General features: G+C 63.9%; 16 protein-coding genes and 1 tRNA gene. 8 read left to right on the top strand and 9 right to left on the bottom strand.

The window, feature by feature from the left end; genetic code table 11:
• Window positions 1-52: 52 nt before the first annotated feature.
• Entirely contained in the window at window positions 53-706 is a 654-nt protein-coding gene (gene clpP / locus F757_RS0109635) for an ATP-dependent Clp endopeptidase proteolytic subunit ClpP (protein ID WP_006048927.1), read from the bottom strand.
• Between the two features lie 195 nt (window positions 707-901).
• A complete protein-coding gene (tig, locus tag F757_RS0109630; RefSeq protein WP_027211214.1) occupies window positions 902-2,248 on the bottom strand; it encodes a trigger factor in 1,347 nt (448 codons plus the stop codon).
• A 489-nt stretch (window positions 2,249-2,737) separates the two neighbouring features.
• Between tig and F757_RS0109625 the strand changes: the two genes are divergently transcribed.
• Both F757_RS0109625 and F757_RS0109620 read left to right on the top strand, forming a co-directional pair.
• Window positions 2,738-3,883: a glycerate kinase gene (locus tag F757_RS0109625; RefSeq protein WP_027211213.1), complete on the top strand. Its 1,146-nt coding sequence runs from the start codon at window positions 2,738-2,740 to the stop codon at window positions 3,881-3,883.
• A 64-nt stretch (window positions 3,884-3,947) separates the two neighbouring features.
• Complete coding sequence (locus F757_RS0109620; RefSeq protein ID WP_027211212.1) at window positions 3,948-4,400, top strand: MarR family winged helix-turn-helix transcriptional regulator; 453 nt, start codon at window positions 3,948-3,950, stop codon at window positions 4,398-4,400.
• 529 nt (window positions 4,401-4,929) lie between these two features.
• Here F757_RS0109620 and F757_RS0109615 read toward each other — a convergent pair.
• The gene (locus F757_RS0109615) at window positions 4,930-6,519 is read right to left on the bottom strand and encodes a DUF3999 domain-containing protein (protein WP_027211211.1); all 1,590 of its coding nucleotides are present in this window, start codon (window positions 6,517-6,519) and stop codon (window positions 4,930-4,932) included.
• Complete coding sequence (locus F757_RS0109610; RefSeq protein WP_027211210.1) at window positions 6,516-9,467, bottom strand: DUF2339 domain-containing protein; 2,952 nt, start codon at window positions 9,465-9,467, stop codon at window positions 6,516-6,518. The genes F757_RS0109615 and F757_RS0109610 overlap by 4 nt, the downstream gene beginning before the upstream one ends.
• A 645-nt stretch (window positions 9,468-10,112) precedes the next feature.
• On the opposite strand from F757_RS0109610, the gene F757_RS0109600 reads away from it, so the two are divergent.
• Window positions 10,113-10,397 carry a hypothetical protein gene (locus F757_RS0109600; RefSeq protein ID WP_027211209.1) on the top strand — a complete coding sequence of 95 codons (285 nt, stop codon included), beginning with the start codon at window positions 10,113-10,115 and terminating at the stop codon, window positions 10,395-10,397.
• Between the two features lie 92 nt (window positions 10,398-10,489).
• On the opposite strand, the gene F757_RS0109595 is transcribed toward F757_RS0109600, so the two are convergent.
• A tRNA-Leu gene (locus F757_RS0109595) sits at window positions 10,490-10,576 on the bottom strand.
• A gap of 249 nt (window positions 10,577-10,825) precedes the next feature.
• On the opposite strand from F757_RS0109595, the gene F757_RS0109590 reads away from it, so the two are divergent.
• Entirely contained in the window at window positions 10,826-11,659 is an 834-nt protein-coding gene (locus F757_RS0109590; RefSeq protein WP_027211208.1) for a squalene/phytoene synthase family protein, read from the top strand.
• A gap of 38 nt (window positions 11,660-11,697) precedes the next feature.
• Here the strand turns inward: F757_RS0109590 and F757_RS0109585 are convergent, their stop codons facing one another.
• Both F757_RS0109585 and F757_RS36505 read right to left on the bottom strand, forming a co-directional pair.
• Entirely contained in the window at window positions 11,698-12,942 is a 1,245-nt protein-coding gene (locus F757_RS0109585; RefSeq protein ID WP_027211207.1) for a DUF1501 domain-containing protein, read from the bottom strand.
• Window positions 12,943-13,112: 170 nt separating this feature from the next.
• Complete coding sequence (locus F757_RS36505; protein ID WP_027211206.1) at window positions 13,113-13,439, bottom strand: hypothetical protein; 327 nt, start codon at window positions 13,437-13,439, stop codon at window positions 13,113-13,115.
• 229 nt (window positions 13,440-13,668) lie between these two features.
• Here F757_RS36505 and ompR point away from each other — a divergent pair, with 229 nt between their 5' ends.
• The 4 genes from ompR to F757_RS0109560 all read left to right on the top strand — a co-directional run bounded on the left by ompR (window position 13,669) and on the right by F757_RS0109560 (window position 17,159).
• Entirely contained in the window at window positions 13,669-14,403 is a 735-nt protein-coding gene (ompR, locus tag F757_RS0109575; protein ID WP_006048917.1) for an osmolarity response regulator transcription factor OmpR, read from the top strand.
• A gap of 44 nt (window positions 14,404-14,447) precedes the next feature.
• Window positions 14,448-15,797: an ATP-binding protein gene (locus F757_RS0109570; protein ID WP_027211205.1), complete on the top strand. Its 1,350-nt coding sequence runs from the start codon at window positions 14,448-14,450 to the stop codon at window positions 15,795-15,797.
• A 207-nt stretch (window positions 15,798-16,004) separates the two neighbouring features.
• Window positions 16,005-16,553: a peroxiredoxin gene (locus F757_RS0109565; RefSeq protein WP_006048915.1), complete on the top strand. Its 549-nt coding sequence runs from the start codon at window positions 16,005-16,007 to the stop codon at window positions 16,551-16,553.
• 75 nt (window positions 16,554-16,628) lie between these two features.
• Window positions 16,629-17,159, top strand: a complete 531-nt coding sequence (locus F757_RS0109560) for a carboxymuconolactone decarboxylase family protein (protein ID WP_027211204.1) — start codon at window positions 16,629-16,631, stop codon at window positions 17,157-17,159.
• 222 nt (window positions 17,160-17,381) lie between these two features.
• Here F757_RS0109560 and ispF read toward each other — a convergent pair whose 3' ends face one another.
• Entirely contained in the window at window positions 17,382-17,861 is a 480-nt protein-coding gene (ispF, locus tag F757_RS0109555) for a 2-C-methyl-D-erythritol 2,4-cyclodiphosphate synthase (RefSeq protein ID WP_027211203.1), read from the bottom strand.
• A 53-nt stretch (window positions 17,862-17,914) separates the two neighbouring features.
• Entirely contained in the window at window positions 17,915-18,628 is a 714-nt protein-coding gene (ispD, locus tag F757_RS0109550; protein ID WP_027211202.1) for a 2-C-methyl-D-erythritol 4-phosphate cytidylyltransferase, read from the bottom strand.
• Window positions 18,629-18,672 lie beyond the last annotated feature (44 nt).

Here is an 18,672-nt window from a genome sequence, read left to right as displayed (position 1 = left end):
ACAACCGATCAGCCGACGGATTTGCCCCGATTTAGCGCAAACCCGTACCCGGTCAGGGCCGCTTGTGCGCGACCTGATCGACGAGGCCATAGGCCTGAGCGTCGTCGCCGGACATGAAGTTGTCACGGTCGGTGTCGCGCGCGATCCGCTCGACCGGTTGGCCGGTGTGGTGCGCGAGCAGATGATTCAGCCTTTCCTTCAAATACAGGATTTCGCGCGCCTGAATTTCGATGTCCGACGCCTGACCACGCGCGCCGCCGAGCGGCTGGTGGATCATCACGCGCGAGTTCGGCAGCGCAAAGCGCTTGCCCTTCGCACCCGCAGCCAGCAGGAACGCGCCCATGCTTGCCGCAAGCCCCATGCACAGCGTGGACACGTCCGGCTTGATGAACTGCATCGTGTCGTAGATCGCCATACCGGCCGACACCGAACCACCCGGGCTGTTGATATAGAAGTAGATGTCCTTGTCCGGATTCTCGCTCTCTAGAAACAGCATTTGCGCGACAACCAGATTCGCGGTCTGATCGTTCACCTCGCCCACCAGGAACACAATACGTTCCTTCAGCAAGCGCGAGTAGATGTCATACGAGCGCTCGCCCCGGCCGCTCGTTTCCACGACGATCGGTACCAGTCCGAGCGCCTGCGCTTCGAGATCCCGGGACGACTGGGAGGTCAACGTGTCCAGCATTTGGGCGCGAAAGGTCATGCAATGGATCCTTGTCTGGAAATATTCTAAATATCAGATGCAAGACAGGTGTGGTCGACCAGCCCGTATTCAAGTGCGCACAACTGTACGGAAAACCGCACCGAAAACCGCACAGTACGGCAGCACAAAAATGCAGCACAAAAAAACGGCGTGCGGGCCGTCGCTCCGACAGCCGGCACGCCGTTGCAGCGACGCTTAAGCTTGCGCCGTTGCGCTTGCCAGCTCTTCGAAGCTCACTTCCTTGTCCGTCACCTTGGCCTTGCTCAGCACGAACTCGACGACGTTTGCTTCAACGACGTACGCTTCCATTTCAGCAAGGCGTTGCTGGTTCGAATAATACCAGCGGACGACTTCCTTCGGGTCTTCGTAGCTTTTCGCGAATTCGTCGACTTCAGCGCGAATCTGTTCGGGCTTCGCCTGCAGATTGTTCGCCTTCACGAGCTCGGCCAGCACCAGACCCAGCTTGACGCGACGCTCGGCCTGTTCCTTGAACATAGCGGCAGGAATCGGCGCATCTTTAGCGTTGGGCACGCCGCGCTGCTCCAGATCCTGACGAGCCATGGCGACGAGGCGCTCCTGATCCTGTTCGATCAGCGCGTTCGGCACGTCCAGCTCCGAGATCTTCAGGAGCGCGTCCATCACCTGGTTCTTGACGATGGATTGCGTGCGGCGCTTGGCTTCGCGCTCGAGGTTGTCCTTGATTTCGGCGCGCATCTTGGTCAGGTCGCCGTCTTCAATGCCGAGCGACTTCGCAAATTCAGCGTCGATTTCGGGCAGATGCGGCCATTCGATCTTCTTCATCGTGATCGTGAATTGCGCCGTCTTGCCTGCCACTTCCTTGCCGTGATAGTCGGCCGGGAACGCCAGGTCGAATTCCTTCGACTCGCCTACCTTCAGGCCCGTGGCCGCCTTTTCGAATTCCGGCAGCATGCGGCCTTCGCCCAGCACGAACGCGAAGTCTTCGGCGCTGCCGCCCTGGAACGCTTCGCCGTCGATCTTGCCGACGAAGTCGACCGAAACGCGATCACCTTCTTTCGCTGCCGTGTCCGCGCCGCCGTCGCCGTGCTCGCCGGCTTCGCCGCGAGCGTGGAAATGCACGCGCTGCTTGCGCAGGATTTCCAGCGTGCGGTCGATTTCCGCTTCGCTGATGGTAGTCGTGGTGCGCTCGATTTCAGCCGTGGCGACGTCGCCCAGCTTCACTTCCGGGTAGACCTCGAAGGTCGCGTCGAACGCGTAGTCGCCTTCCGCAACGTCCGTTTTCGGCGCGAAGCTCGGCTGACCGGCGACACGCAGGTTCTCAGCGCGGCTGATGTCGAAGAATTCCTTGCCGACCTTGTCACTCAGCACTTCCGCTTCCACCTGGCCCGAATACTGTTGCGTCACCATCTTGAGCGGCACCTTGCCCGGGCGGAAACCCGGCATGCGCACGTTCTTTGCGAGTTGACGGATACGCGAATCCACTTCCTTCTGCACGGCGTCCTTCGGCAGGGAAATCGTTACGCGGCGTTCGAGCTTGCCGAGGTTTTCAACAACGTTAGCCATGGCTTCAATCGTCCTAAAATAATTCGAGCGAATTCAGTTATCTTCTCCGTGCCGCTTTTGCGCGCCTGCGCCGCGGGCTTGCAGGCCGCCGGCAGCACGGTTGGGTCCAAAGAGCCGAATATTTTAGCAAACTATTTGCGCGGCAAGCCGGGATTCGATGACCGGGCGCATTTTTCTCGGCATTCGGGCCTTTCCGCAGTGATTGCGGGCCGTTTTCGAGGGGGTTTTGCGTTTCCCGCAGAATCTTGCTGCTTGCTACCGGTGACCTGCAGCTAGCTGCCTGCTGCCTGCTGCCTGCCGCCTGCTGCCCCCCACGCGCCCCTCGCGCGCCTGGACGATCCGGACTATGCCGTTCGACGTATTCAGTCGGCGGGATCATGCTGCTAAGCTAGCGAACGCGCTCGGGGCTGCGCCGCTCGTGGCTTGAACTGCAGCCTCGCGAGGCGCGCCGCCCGCTGCCCGCAACGATTTCAACCACTCAGAGACACCATGCCCAATTCGCCGTCCACGCCTGTCGTCGTCATCGCCCCGGATTCCTTCAAAGGCTCGCTGAGCGCCGAACAGGTTGCACAGGCAATGGCGGCCGGCGTGCGGCGCGCGCGCCCGGACGCCGAGGTGCGCATCTGCCCGATGGCTGACGGCGGCGAAGGCACGCTCGAGGCCATGCTGACGCGCGGCGGCGAGCGCCGAACCCTGAGCGTGCGCGGTGCAGCCGGCCCGCTGCGCGAAGCGCTCACCGGCATACTCGCCGACGGCAGCGCGATCGTGGAAACCGCCGAGATCGTCGGCATCACGGATCCTGTGGGCATGGGCGTGCCGGTCGAGGCGCGCAGCACGCGCGGCATGGGCGAGGCGATCGGCGCACTGCTCGATGCGGGCGTGCGGCGGTTTTTCGTCGCGCTCGGCGGCAGCAGTACCAATGATGGCGGCGCCGGCCTGCTTGCAGGTCTGGGCCTGCAACTGTTCGATGCGCAAGACAACGAACTCCAGCCCACGCCCGAACAGCTCGCCCGCGTTGCTCGCGTGGACGCGTCGCAGCTCGACGCGCGGCTTGCCGACACGCAGTTTGTCGGCATGTCCGATGTGGACAATCCGCTTACCGGAGAGCACGGCGCCACCGCCGTTTTCGGTCCGCAAAAAGGCGTGCAGCCGGACCAGGTCGAGACGATCGACGCCGCCCTTGCCCACTACGCCGATCTTCTCGAAGCGGCGCTCGGTCGGACCGCTCGCAATCTACCGGGTGCGGGTGCCGCGGGCGGCCTTGGCTTCGCTTTGCACATGCTCGGTGCGCAGTTCGAGCCCGGCGCGGAAACAGTGGCGCGTGAGCTCGGCCTCGACGCGGCGCTCGAGGGTGCGAACTGGCTGATCACGGGGGAAGGCCGCTCGGACGTGCAAACGCTGCATGGGAAAGCACCCTTCATTGCATGCCGTCATGCGCAGACAGCCGGTGTGCCGGCCACCCTGCTTTCGGGTGCCGTAGACTCCGCCGCATTGCCGCGGCTCGCCGAATATTTCAGCGGTTGCTTCTCGCCGGCGCCCGGTCCGATCAGCCTTGAATTCGCGATTCGCGACGCCGCGCGGCTCCTGGCGGATGAGGCCGAACAACTGACGCGTTTGAAGTACGGCGCGCGTTGACCGGGCGGCATGGTTGCGGCAACAATCACAGCGCCACAATCGCGCCACTCATCACGGGAAGACCATGAAGGACTCCGCCAAAGCTGGCCTGGAACAGCTCCTCACCTATCGTCTGCATGTATTGAACAAGCTTGCTGAGCGCGGCATCAGCGAGCGTTATCAGGACAAGCTCGGCGTGACATTGCCGGAAGCTCGCGTGATCGCGTCGGTGGGATCGTTCGGACCGTTCTCGATCATGGAGCTCGCGAGGCATGCCAATCTCGACAAGAGCCAGGCGAGCCGCGCCGCCGAAGGTCTGATCAGACAGGGGCTCGTGAAACGCGAAGCCAGTGCCGAAGACGGCCGCGTCGTGCTCGTGTCGCTCACGGCCGAGGGGCGCGCACTGTATCGCAGGATTATGCCGATTGCGCGCAAGTGGAACGGCGATCTGTTCGATTGCCTCGACGATAAAGAGAAGCTCGCGCTAGGCGAAGCGCTCGACAAGGTCATTGAAACGATGACCGCGCGCGATGAGTAAAGCGCGCGCCGCGGCCAGGGAAGCCTGTTGAAACTTCGAGAGCCCGAGGGTGGACCGGCGGGAATGCTGCTGACGCTTGGAGGCCCAGAGCGCGCCACGGCCAGCAAAGCCTGTTGAAAACTTCGAGAGCCCGAGGGCGCAGCGGCGGGAAACGCTGCTGACGCTTAGAGGCCCAGAGCGCGCCGCAGCCAGGAAAGCCTCTTGAAACGTCGAGAGCCCCAGGGTGCAGCGGCGAGAAACGCTGCTGACGCTTAGACGCCCAGATTGCGACGCGGCCGACAAAGCCTGCTGAAGCTTCCTGAGCCCGAGTGCCCAGCGGCGTGAAACGCTGCCACGCACTCGAAGCTGCAATGCAATGCCGCGGCACGTCCCGCTGAAACGCCAGGCCGCGAGCGCGACGCGGCCACAAACGTTACTCAACCGCGAGCAACGCGGCATGGCGCCTGGTTTTCTCGTTTCTTGGTCCACGCCGCTTTGTGAGCAACATCGAATGGGCGCGCGTGAATTAGTTGTACACGCACCCATCGTGTCACGCGTTGCCGTCGCGCGTATGCCCGTCGTTTGTCGGACTTGCCGCGCCACCGGCCGTCGGGCTCACCCCGCCTTGCGACGACCCACTCGCCGACCCACCCGCGGGCCGTACAGCGTCCGTCGCGCCAACCGCCGTCTGCGCCACGCCGCCCATCGCACCCGGCATCGCACCCGGCATCGCACCCGGCATCGCACTTGGCATCGCACCCGGCATGGCAGCCGCGGCATCCCCCGTCGACGCGCGTGGCGACACACTTCGTGCAAGCCGCCAGGCAATGGCCGCGAGCGAGCCGACGGCCAGCAGCAAAGCCGCCCACAACAGGTAGCGACGGTACGCGTCGGGATTCGCCGACGCAGCCGCGTTCCCATTCTGCGCAAGCGCCAGCGGCTCGCCGACGCCCGCCGTGGCAATCACCGACGACGCGCCCATCAGCAACTCGTCGCGGCCAACCGCTGTCGACACCGCCGAGGCGTTGCCCACGCCGATCGAAAACGGCGCCGATCCGCGTGCAACGAAGGTCAGCGTCGCCGGCCGCCATCCCGCCGCGATGGTCAACGCGCCGCTGCCAAGCCCGCCATTGCGCGTATCGACAACTACACGCCAGTGGCGATCCGTATCCGGCGTCAATTGCAGCGCCGGATTGTTCTGTTCGACGTCGCCGTTGTGCAGGCGAAAGAGCGTCGCGCTCGACACCTCACGCCACGCCGCGCCCAATTCGGCGCGCGAATAGACGGTGGCGGGCGCCACGGTGTTCGGCTGCGGCAAAGCGAGCCGCAAGCGATCGACCGGATAGGGGCCCCCCGTCGAAAAGAAATACTCGCCGGCCTTCGGGCCTGCGTGTGCGACGATGCCCTCGCGCCACTCCCGCTGGGAGTCGGCGGCTTGCGCGCGCCCGGCACTTGCCGCCTGCACTTCCGCGTCGATTGATTCGAGGTAGGGTGCGCCGTCGAGCCAATGCAGGCGCAGATAGCGCGCGTGCGCTGCGTTCAGTTCGATACGGTCCTGACTCAGCGTGCTGCCGTTGTAGCTGACTTTAAGTATTTGCGCGTCACCGGCGGCTTGCCAGTTGCGCAGATCGTCGCTCGATTCGACGGTGACGCGTCCCTGGTAATTGTCGTCGCGCAGGTGAATTACGAGCGCGCTCGCGCGGCCCTCGTGCGCCGCCTCGCCTGCATCGATAAGATCGGTGTCGTGCTGGGTGCGCCCAGGCGGTGCGGCGGTTGCGCGTAGCGAACCATCGGCCGCGATCGTCACGCCAAACGGTGCGCCGGCCTGCCCCGCCGCAGCGGGCCGTAGCGGGAACCATCGCACCGCGCGCAGCGACGGCGGCTTGCGGGCCGCCTCGCGCGGAGCCTCGAGCGAATACGGCACGGGTTCGCCTGCGCCGTTGAATACGCGCACGTCGCCGAGGTCGTTGCGCTGACTGGCTGCATAAACAGCGGCCGGCAGCGTGACGCTGTACCAGGCCGCGCCCTCTTGCAGCTGGAGCGCAAAGCGCCGCGCGAACTCTTCGGCGCAGGCTGGCGTTGCGGCCGCCACGCCAACGAACGCGACACACCAGCCCGTCACTTTTAGAAGATGCTTCATTGTTCAGTTTCCCTCACCACCAGCTTGGGCGGCAACGGCGAGAAGTAGCCGATCAGCAGCAACATTACGCCGATACCGATAAACGATACGATCCGCTCGATGCCGCTCACGTGCGACAGGTCGAACAGGAACAGCTTGACGACGGTCGCGCCGAGCAGCCCGGCACCGATGAACCAGACGATACGGCTCGCGCGCCGGGTCGCCCAGATCATTATCGCCAGCGCACAGAGCGTCCAGAAGACGGAGAGCGACGCCTGCACGAGCATCGACTGCGACATCTGCGCGAACTCGTACGGCACGCCGACCCAATGATGCAGCGTACGCAGCAGCAACGCATTGAACCAGAGGAACAAGGTAGCGAGCACTGCGTAGTCGAACGCGCGCGGGTGCCGTTGCACGCCGAGTGCGCGCAGCCGGCGCAACCACACCGCGCCGGCGATGAACACCAGTATCTGCGCGACGTCCAGAGGATTCACGAGCGGCAACCAGAAGAGCGGCGCGGCGCTGCCGTCGCTCATCACGCTCGCAATGCTCCACATCCACAACAGCGCGGCGAGCGGCACTGCGGCCCACACCTGGTAGGCATGCGCAAAGCGCGCGACCGGCCAGCGCAAACGCTGCGCGACGCCGGACAGCAGCAACAGCAGCGTACCAAAACCGTAAGCCCATGCGCTCCAACTCCATGCGCCTTCCGGTACGTACGCGCGCAACGTCCAGTAGCCTTGCAGCGCGACGAGTGCAGCGACGCTCCAGAACATCAGCGTGTGCAGCGGCGCGAGAATCCGCTCGCCGACCTGGCGCTGCTGACGCCACAGCAACGCGTAGGTCGACGCGGCGATCAGCGCGCAGGCGAGCCAGCCATAGCCGCTGACCGGCGTCGTATTCAGTGAGAACACGCGGACTGTGAGTGCGGCGAGCACCGGGATAAGCGCAAGCGCCGGCCACTCGGCAAGCGGCCAAAGCAGCCTGCGGCGCACACCGTGAGCGAGCCACGCGCTGAGCACCGCAAAGAGCCCGATGAGCGCCGCGCCGGCTCGCTCGCGGTCGTTTGCCGGGAACGCATGCAGGTAGGTATGAACCTCGTTGAGCCCGCCCGCCACCCACCACAACAGCCCCCAGATGCTCGCGACAATACCGATCTGCGGCATCCATGCATGCCAGTCGCACGCGTCGCTGCGGCCATGCAACCGCCATCCGGTGAAAATGCCGGCGAGCGCAATCAGCACACTGGCGAGATAGGCGCCGTTGAGCACCGGCAAGGCGGCCGTGTGTTCGAACAGCGTGATGGCGCCCACGACGAACGCAGCCGCCGCGGCCAGCTGCATCAGCAGGCCAAAGGCGAACGCGACAATGCGACGCTGCCGCACCGCGAGCCACGTGACCGCGGCGCCTTCTATCGCCCACGTCGCGCTCGTGGTCGGCCCGCTGAACGCGAGCGGCACGGCGAGCGTGGCGAAGATCAGAGCGAGCGCGAACATCGAGTCGAACAGCAGGCCAAGGCGCGCACGGCGCGGCGCCAGCCAGCCCGCTATCGCCAGATAGAAGACCGCGAGCGCTACGGCGCTCCACGCGAGACCGAACTCCGTGCCGCTCATCAGCGCGGACTGTAGACCAATGGTGACGAGCGGCGTGCCGAACACCAGCGTACCGTCGACGTAATGCCTGAGCGTCAGTTCACGGCGAACCGCGTAGAGCAGCGCGATACCCACGTACATGACGAAAAAGAGAATCAGGAACGGCTCGGTGCTCGCGAGCAGTTCCGGACGATAGGCAGTCGCGCCCCACGCCACGCCGATCGAGAAGGTGAAGACGAAGCCGAGCAGATTCAGAGCACGCCATGCCTTGAACCACGCAATCGCAAAGATGCCGGCGTTGAGCAGCGCGTAGTAGCTAAAGAGAATCACATGGCTACCGCCGCCGGTCGACAGCAGAAGCGGCGCGAGAAATCCTCCGGCGCTACCCATGAACGCGAGCGAAGGCGCGTCCTGACGTATCGCGAGAAACGCGCTCAGTGCGCAGGTCGCGATCATCAGTGGCAAAGCCGCGGCGGTCGGCAACAGATGGTACAGCCGGGTTGCGGCGAACACCGTGAGATACAAGGCGCCGACGGCGCCGCCCTGCAGCACGAGTCCGTAGGCGCCGCGGCTCTCGCCGATACGCCAGCCGAACACCAGCAGGGCCGTGGCAGCAAGGGCGACTCCGGCGAGGCGGAATTCAACCGGCAGCAGGCTGTTGTCGGCCGCGTATTTGAGGAGGAAGGCAATGCCGAAGAACAGCACGACGATGCCGACTCGCACCACCGTATTGCCGCCAAAGAGCCAGTCGCGGCCTGCTTTCACAACGCGCTCGACAAGACCGGGGCCGCGGGCAGGCGCGGTCGGAGTCCCGGCTGACAGTGATCCGGCCGCCTCGGCTTGTGAAGACGCGCTGGCAGGCATCATCGCGGGAGTCTCTATCTGCCGATGGATCGGTGCCGCGGCATCCGCGCTTGCCGACGCATGCACCGCCGACGCTTTCGCCTTCGAAGTCGCGGATTGCTGCGGCGCAATCGCATAGGGATGGCTCGGGATGTTCGCGGCAGCCGGGTGGTCCATCGTGGCGACGTTTGCCGCCGGGATGGACGGCGCACCGGGCACTTCCGGCGCTCCTTCGGCAGGAGCAAGACTCAAAGCGTCCCGCAGTTGCCGAACTTCGCCGCGCAGCGTGACAAGCTCGCGTTCCAGCCACTCGACCCTGGCAGCAAGATCACGGGGCGCGCCGGAGGCGGCCGTCGCGGCGGCGCCCGATAACGGCGGATGCGCGACACTCGCGGAATCTTTTCTGCGCAGGCGTGCCAGCGCCAAACCCGCGAGCGCGCCGAACAGTGCGCCATAGCCGAGCGGAACATCGTTCGATAACGACGTCAGTATGCCAACCACAGCGCCCAACACGACAAATATCACGCTCATCGCATCCCTCTTTTATTGTCTCGCGCTACTGTCCGTTTGATGGCAACGCGCTGTCGCAAGGACTATTGGCGAATACTGCAATGGCAACCCGCGAAAAGCGGCGCGCAGAATAACATGTGGAGCGGGCTTTACAAGCAGCCGTCCGCTCGAAGCTCATGACGAGCGGCCGAGGGGCCGATTGAAACCGCGATTGAAACCGCGATTGAAACCCGCTTGAGACCCGCTTCGAGCCCGCTTGAGGCCCGCCTGAAGCCGCGATCAAAACCGCATCCCACCGGTTGCCGGTCAGCGGCTGCCGGATTGTACTTGCGCGTTAGCAATCCATTATGCGACGGACAGGCAGCGATTAATCGACCGCTTCGCTGGCCGAAGGAGAAGCGATACGAACCGCGAAGCAGAACCGATACGAACCATATGTTGCGCGATCAATTGCCAGATTAATTGCGCGATCTATTGCGACGGCAAAGCGCGCAACCGTGCGGGCGTCATGTTCGCGCGAGAACACCGCTGCATTCGCGCCGGGACGCCAACCGTGTCAGAATTCCGGAATCCGCCGCCATCCAACGCTTATCGGTCCCCTTGCGGACCCGATGAACCCCCTCGGTGCGCGAATCCAGTCATCCAGATCTATTCAGGAAAGTTTCAGTGGACATCAATAAACAGGTCGCGGCACTTACCGCTTCGGAACTGCAGACAGCCGGCGCGAGCCAGGCAACGGCGATTGCGCTCAGTGTGCTGCTGCGCCATTTGCGCTCGCCGGAACTGGCGAAGCTGTTGTCGTCGGCATTCGAAAACCATCAGGCCGTCATGCTGCAAACGCCGTGGCCCGATCAGATGTTGCAGGCGTTCGAGTCGACCCGGCGCTTTCTCGAGGGCGCCGCGCAGGCTGATCTACCGGGCAGCGAAACGCCCGCCAGTCCCCAAGCCTGATTGGTGCTGTCGCATGCGGGCTTGCATTATGTGCCCGCCAAACAAAANCCCCGCCAGTGCAATCACTTGGCGGGGTTTTCGCTATTAACACGTGGTGCGAGGGAGGGGACTCGAACCCCTACACCCTTGCGGGCGTCAGGACCTAAACCTGGTGCGTCTACCAATTTCGCCACCCTCGCAGCCGGGCAAGCGTTGTGCGCCTCACCCGATGTCCTGCATGCTCTGCGCGGCGTCCGGATGTACGCGCCCAAAAGCGTAAGCGCGAGATTCTAACGCATTGATTCGCGCTTGTCTGCAACTGGCCGCGCATCTCGCACGGCAAGCGCCGCGCATCTGCCGCGCATCTGCCACGTCCCGGCCGATGCTACAATTTTCGGCTTCGCGCGCACGCGGAGTGCGCTTCGCCTCCCCTCCCCACATTCCAAGCCGTGAATTTCGACGAATATTGCCAGCAAAAAGCGGCGCCGCCCGGATCGAGCACGTACTACGCGCTCAGGCAAGCTCCCGCAGCCAGTCAGGCGCGTTTGACCGCACTGTTCGCCCTGCGCCGCGAGTTCGAGGAAACGGTGAAGGAAGTCAGCGATCCCGCGATTGGCCGCACGAAGCTCGCGTGGTGGCAAAACGAGCTGGGTGCGCTGGCTTCCGGTTCGCCCACGCACCCGGTTTCGAAAGCGCTCGCAGCCTCTCTGCCCGACGCCGGAGCCGAGTACCCCGCATTACAGACTTTGCTGCGCGGTTTCGAGATGGATCTCGACCAGGCCCGCTACCTCGACTACCCGAACCTGCGGCGCTATGTGCAGGCGGTGGGCGGCACGTTCGCGGCGCTGGTGGCACGCGCGGCAAGCAAAGAGGCCGCGACGGGGACCGAAGTCCCGGCCTGGTCCGCGCCGCTAGGCGAGGGGCTGCTGCTCGCGCAGCTCGTGGTCGAAACGGGCAACGATGCGCGGCACGGCCGCATCTACATCCCTATCGACGAAATGCAGCGCTTTAACGTGACAGCCGCGGATCTCATCAACCGAAAATATACCGATGCGTTCACGGAGCTCATGCGCTTCGAAACGAAGCGCGCCCGCGATGCCCTGCATGCCGCGCTCGCCGCGGTGCCGGGCCGCGAGCGCCGTGCACAGCGCACGCTGCTTGCGCAAGGCGCGCTTGCGTTGGCCCTGCTCGATGAAATAGAGCGCGACGGTTATCACGTGCTGCATCAGCGTATCGCGCTGACGCCGATCCGCAAGCTCTGGATCGCCTGGCGCGCGAAGTAGGCGCAAGCGCGGCCGCGCTTCGGCGTCGCGCCCGCTTGTCAAACGCGCAGCAAAGGCAGCGGCTCGAAGTGCTGCCGCAAGATCGCGTGAGTGCCCAAGCCCCACCAGCGTGCGAGCACCGTCGCGTAGAGCCGGCGGAAATCGACGCCGACCGGCAGGTTGCCGTCGCCCTCGAGCTGGCCGAACTGTGGCCGCGCACCATGCAGACCGCCGGCCACACGTCCGCCCATCATGAAATGCGGCGCCACGCTACCGTGATCGCTGCCGCGGCTGTCATTTTCACGGGGATGCCGTCCAAACTCGCTGTAGGTCATCAGCAGCGTGTCGTTCCAGCGTCCGAGCTCGACGAGCGCCGCTCGCATTGCCGTGAGCCCTTCCGCAAGCTGCGTTAGCAGCAGACGGTGCCGGTCCGGCTGATTACGATGCGTGTCGAAGCCGTTTAGCGTGAGACGAATGGCGGCCACGGCGCCGGGGTCCGGCGCAAGTGTCTGCGGTGCCTGCAATGCGTGTGATGTGGGCGATGCAGGCGGTGTCCGCAGCACCTGCGATGCGCGCCCTGTCTGCGCGTCCGACATATGGCCGGCCGCGATCATCTGCATCGCCTTCTCTATCGATGCGCCAAACGCGCTGCATGCCAACCCCTCCGACATTCGTAGCGGGCTGTGCACACGCGGCGGCTGAAAACCCCATGCTTGCGCGATGTCACTCGAGTTGCCGCGAGCCTGAACGCCGCCGGCCAGTGCACTCGTTGCGCCGCCATGCGCAAGCGGCCCCCGTTCAGCGCTGCCGATTACAACGCCGTGAGCGGCGCGATCGGCCGGCGACGGCACACTGGCAAACGCGCGAGCGAGCCAGCCTTCGCGCAGATACTCGTCCCGGTGCGACGCCGTGTCCCAGATCTGCGTCGAACGAAAATGCGAAAGATTCGGCTGCGCGTAGCCGACTCCCTGAACGATCGCGAGCTGTCCGCTTCGCCACACTGGCAGCAATGGTCCGAGCGACGGATGCAGCGCAGTGCGCTCATCGAGTTGAATAACGTGCTCGCGCTTGAGCGCAATATTCTTGCGAAGCCGGTAGTACGCCGGCTCGGCAAACGGGATCACAGTGTTGAGGCCGTCGTTGCCGCCCTTCAGTTCGACGAGGATCAGCAGCCTGCCGTTATCGCGTGCAGGCGTCGAGGCGCGAGGTGCCGTGTGCGTGGAACGCCCTGCGCTGAAGACATTAGGCAGCCAGAGCGCCGAGCCGGCGGCGGCGCTCAGACAAAGAAAGCTGCGTCGTTTCATGGCGTGCCCGAGCGGATGCGCGATTCAGTGACGAGTCGAGTTGTGCCGCACTATCGAAGAAAACGAAAGAGAGCAGAAGAAAGCGGAAGAAAACCGGGAAGACCAAACCAGGCCCGAAGCCCGCCACTAGCGAAACCACCAGCGGCGGAACACCAGCGCAACGCAGAAGCTTACCGCTTATAAAGCTCGCGCACGGCGTCTTCGATATGCTGTCTGAGCAGGCGACGTTCGTCCGGCGTCATATGTCCATCACGACGGCGTTGATCGAGGTCGGGGGGAACTGCGGTGCGCAACATGACGTCTGACGCGGGGTGCTCGCTATTCGAGCTGCGACGGTTTGCCTTCAGATTGCTGGACCGGGACGCGCGCTCGCTCGCCGCTCTGTCGGCAGAAGGCTGGGCATGGGCGAGCGTTGGTCCCAATGTGCCTGCGAGCGTACCGGCAACCGCCAGTGCGATCACGCTCAGGCGCACATTCGGCCAAACCCCTCCCTTCATGTTGTTCCCTTCGTGGCGCGGCAACCGGCTACCTCAAATGCGAGTGACAAACCCGGTAACGAGCCGGGCGCGTGGGTTTTAGTCGAGTGAAGTATCCACCGAACAGCCGCATTCAGTAAAGGAGTCTAACTGGCGCCGCTTTACGTCGTGCCACAGGCTGGGTAAATTTTGTAACTGACTGTAACGCGATAAATGATGCAAACGCGCACTACTTTCTAATCGCGCTAAGATGCCGACCATGGAAACCAAAAACCCTTCGAAAATCCTCGTCGTCGACGACGATCCGCGCCTGCGCGATCTGCTGCGCCGCTACCTTGGCGAACAAGGCTTTAACGTCTACGTCGCGGAGAACGCGCCGTCCATGAACAAGCTGTGGGTGCGCGAGCGCTTTGACCTGCTGGTGCTCGACCTCATGCTGCCAGGCGAAGACGGCCTCTCGATCTGCCGGCGCCTGCGCGGCAGCAACGACCGCACGCCGATCATCATGCTGACCGCAAAAGGCGAAGATGTCGACCGTATCGTCGGCCTCGAAATGGGTGCGGACGACTACCTGCCCAAGCCGTTCAATCCACGCGAACTGGTCGCCCGGATTCACGCAGTGCTGCGCCGCCAGTCGCCGTCCGAGCTGCCGGGCGCGCCGTCCGAAACCACCGAGGTCTTCGAGTTCGGCGAGTTCGCGCTCAACCTCGCAACGCGCACGCTCACCAAGGCGGGCCAGGAAATTCCGCTGACCACGGGCGAGTTCTCTGTGCTCAAGGTATTCGCGCGACATCCGCGCCAGCCGCTGTCGCGCGAGAAGTTGATGGAACTGGCTCGCGGCCGCGAGTACGAAGTGTTCGACCGCAGTCTCGACGTGCAGATCTCGCGTCTGCGCAAACTGATCGAACCGGACCCGGGCAGCCCGCGCTTCATCCAGACCGTCTGGGGTCTTGGCTACGTGTTCATTCCCGACGGTGCAGCCTGAGTTTGTTCACGCCTCCTGCATTTGATTTCAGATAAGAAGGGCCCATGCGGATCGACCGGCGCCTCCTGACGCTCGCGTTCGGCGGCCTTTTCTGGCGGACCTTTCTGCTGATCGCACTGTTGATCGCAGTCAGTCTCGCCGCGTGGTTCCAAAGCTTCCGGGTGATCGAGCGCGAGCCGCGCGCGCAGCGCGTGGCGTTGCAGCTCGTCGCCATCGTCAAGCTCACGCGCACGGCACTGCTCTATTCCGACCCGGACCTGCGGCGCGCACTGCTGCAGGACCTGGAAAGCAATGAAGGGGTGCGCGTGTATCCGCGCGAAACCACCGACAAGTACAAGCTCCAGCCCGACGAGTCGCTGAACCGGCTGATCGAACACGACATTCGCGGCCGCCTCGGCGACGAGACGGTGATCGCGCAAAGCGTCAACGACATTCCCGGCGTCTGGATCAGCTTCAAGATCGACGATGACGATTACTGGGTTGCACTCGACCGCGATCAGCTCGACAACGCAACGGGTCTGCAATGGGCCGGCTGGGGCGTGTTCGCGCTCGCGCTGTCGCTGTTCGGCGCCGCCTTTATCACGAGTCTCGTGAACCGGCCGTTCGCCCGGCTGGCTATGGCGGCACGCAGGGTCGGCTCGGGACAGTCGCCCGAACCGTTGCCCGAGCGCGGCATGGGCGTGGCCGCCGAAACCAACCGCAGTTTCAACCAGATGGTGCGCGACCTGGAGCAGTTGGAGGCCGACCGCGCGCTGATGCTCGCTGGCATCTCGCACGACCTGCGCACGCCGCTCGCGCGGCTGCGGCTCGAAACCGAAATGAGCCCGTCGGATCAGAGCACCAAAGACGCAATGGTCGACGACATCGAGCAGATGGACATGATCATCGGCCGCTTCCTCGACTACGCGCGCCCGGTGCAACGCGTGCCGGAGCCTGTCGATCTGTCCGTCATCGCGAGCGAACTCGCCGCGCGCATGCAGAGCGAGGACAGCATGCGGCTGATTACGCGGCTCGCGCCGTCAGCGGTGATTGAAGCGGACGAGACGGACATGCGGCGCGTGGTCGGCAATCTGCTGGAGAATGCCCGCAAATACGGTCTGAGCGACGGGGACGGCATTCCGCATGTGATTCTGGAAACGCGCGTGTCGCACTCGCGGGTCGAACTGTCCGTGGTCGACGAAGGCCCGGGCATTCCGGAAGATCAACTCGCGCTCGTCACACGCCCGTTCTATCGTGTCAATTCGGCTCGCACGCAGGCGAATGGCACGGGTCTCGGCATGGCAATCGTGCAGCGGCTCGTCGGCCGCTACCGGGGCGCGCTGCGCTTGCGCAACCGTACACCGGGCCCCGGTCTCGAGGTCACAATCGAGTTTCCGCTTGCCAAGGGCGTGTAAGCCGAAAGGCCTCGCCGCAATGGCGCGTGCGAGCCGCTTCGCACTGCGGATGCCCGCTCCGTTGAATAATAACTATCCGGGTCGTTAGAAAAAAACTATTGAGTCGATAGTTCAATAGAGCTATAGTTAAAAGCCTGACACGCGCTCGTGATGACGAGCTGGTAGCCTCAACATGCTGTTTTTTCCAACACACGAAGGAGCACTCGCATGAAAACCGTTGGCGACAAACTCGAAGCGTTCACCGTCACCGCTGCCAAGCCTGGCTTTAACAACCATGAGGAAAACGGCGTTTCGGCGTTCGAAGAGATCACGGAGCAGTCGTTCCCGGGCAAGTGGAAAATCATCTATTTCTATCCGAAGGATTTCACCTTCGTGTGCCCGACGGAAATCGTCGAGTTCGGCAAGCTCGCCAAAGACTTCGAAGAACGCGACGCGGTGTTGCTCGGCGGCAGCGTCGACAATGAATTCGTCAAGCTCGCCTGGCGCCGCGAGCACAAGGACCTGAGCAAGCTCAACCACTACTCTTTCGGCGACGTTAAGGGCGAGCTGATCGATCAGCTCGGCGTGCGCGACAAGGAAGCGGGCGTTGCGCTGCGCGCCACGTTCATCGTCGATCCGGACAACACGATCCAGCACGTGTCCGTGAACAACCTGAATGTCGGCCGCAATCCCGAGGAAGTGCTGCGGATTCTCGACGGTCTGCAAACGGACGAGCTGTGTCCGTGCAACCGCGCAGTCGGCGGCGCCACGCTGTAAAGCCGTGCCGATCCAGGCCCGCCACGCTTGAAAAAGCAGCGGGCTTTTTTATCGACATCCTGATAGGAGATAACAATGGAGTTCTTGTCTTCCATTAAGGCGCTCGTACCCGACTACGCGAAAGACATCCGCTTGAATCTCGACGGCACGATTGCACGCTCGTCGCTAGAAGGCAACGACGCGGTCGGCGTCGCGCTGGCCGCGGCCTTCGCTGCCAAAAGCACCGCGATCGTCAAGGCGATTCGCAACGCGGGTGTGCTCTCTCCTGAAGAGACCAACGGCGCGCTCACCGCCGCCGCGCTGATGGGCATGAACAACGTCTGGTATCCGTATGTGGAGATGGCGGACAACGCGGATCTCAAATCGCAACCGGCGCAGTTACGCATGAACGCGTATGCGTCGCATGGCGGCGTGGACAAGCGGCGCTTCGAAATGTATGCGCTGGCCGCTTCGATCATCGGCAAGTGTCATTTCTGTGTGAAGTCGCACTTCGATACTCTGGTGTCGGAAGGCATGAGCTCCACGCAGTTGCGCGACGTGGGCCGCATTGCCGCGGTGATCAATGCGGCCGCGCAGTGCATCGCAGCGGAACAGGCCGAAGGTTAAGCTGTGGAGTCTGTCGCTGCGGAGTCTGCTGCTGTAGGGTCTGTCGCGTGGGGTCAGCCGCTGTAGCGCCGTGAACCACGCAGCGGTCAGGCAGCGCGCACTTGCTGCCTGACGCGCCGCGACGAAAGCAACAGGCATTCACCAGGAAGGCGCACGGCGGCGAACCTCCTCGCCGCCGTGTGCGCCGCCCTTTCAGGCCGTTCGATCGCTGAAGAACAACGCTTAGTCCTTGACGAGCAACACCACGGCTTGCGCCTCGATACCCTCGCCCCGGCCGAGATAGCCGAGCTTCTCATTGGTCTTCGCTTTCACATTGACCTTGTCGGTGGGCAGCGCAAGGTCGGCGGCGATATTCGCGCGCATGCCCTCGATGTGCGGCGCGAGCTTCGGCGCCTGCGCCACTACGCTGCTATCCACGTTCGCTATCGAAAAGCCCGCGGCCTTCACGCGCGCCACGCACTCGCGCAGCAGCACACGGCTCTCGGCGCCCGCGAACTTCGCGTCCGTGTCGGAGAAATGACGGCCGATGTCGCCGAGCGCGGCCGCGCCGAACAGCGCGTCGGTGATCGCGTGCAGCAGCACGTCGGCGTCGGAATGGCCGAGCAGGCCCCGCTCGTAAGGAATCGTCACACCGCCGATAATCAACGGACGCCCCGGCACCAGCGCATGCACGTCGTAGCCTTGCCCAATTCTGAAATCCATCTGCGTCAAGTCCTCAGGTCCACAAGTCGGTTAGCTGAAAAATCGGAAATCTGTCACGCCGCCGAAGGCCGCATGAGAATCGCCTCCGCCAGATCGAAATCTTCCGGATAGGTCACCTTGAAATTGCGCAAGCTGCCTTGCACGAGCTTCGGCGCGTGCCCGGCCCATTCGATCGCGCTTGCTTCGTCGGTGAGATCGTGGCCGGCGGCCTGCGCGCGCAGAATGGCTTCGCGCAACATGCCGATGCGAAACATTTGCGGCGTCTGGGCCTGCCACAGTCCATCGCGCGCTTCGGTGCGGGCAATGCGGTTCTCCGGCGACGCGCGGTCCATGCGCTTGAGCGTATCCGCGACCGGCAAGGCCATGATGCCGCCGACAGGGTCGTCTTTGAGCGCGGCCGTCAGCGTGCGGATCAGGCCCGGCGTGATGCCGGGTCGCGCCGCGTCGTGCACGAGCACCCAGTCGTCGTCGCGCGCGTTGAACTCGGCGAGCGCATGCAAGCCGTTGAGCACCGACGCCTGGCGCGACGCGCCGCCGCAGCGGCGCACGGCAAAGCGCAGGCCGCCGAAGCGGCGCGCATCGAAGTGCTGGTCGTCGGGCGCGATCACAACGAGCGTTTGCGCGAATTCGCTGCAGGCGTCGAACGCGGCAAGCGAATAATGCAGCATGTCGCGCCCGGCGACAGTGCGATACTGTTTGGGCATCGCGGCACCGGAACGGCTGCCGGTGCCCGCGCACGGAATCAGGGCAAATAAGCGGGAAGTCACGAGTGCGGATGCCGCGAGGTGAAAGTAAAGGACGGATTTTATAA

Origin of the sequence: Burkholderia sp. WSM2232 (genome assembly GCF_000472545.1) — a bacterium.
Classification (GTDB): domain Bacteria; phylum Pseudomonadota; class Gammaproteobacteria; order Burkholderiales; family Burkholderiaceae; genus Paraburkholderia.
This window is presented reverse-complemented; position numbering and strand designations above follow the sequence as displayed.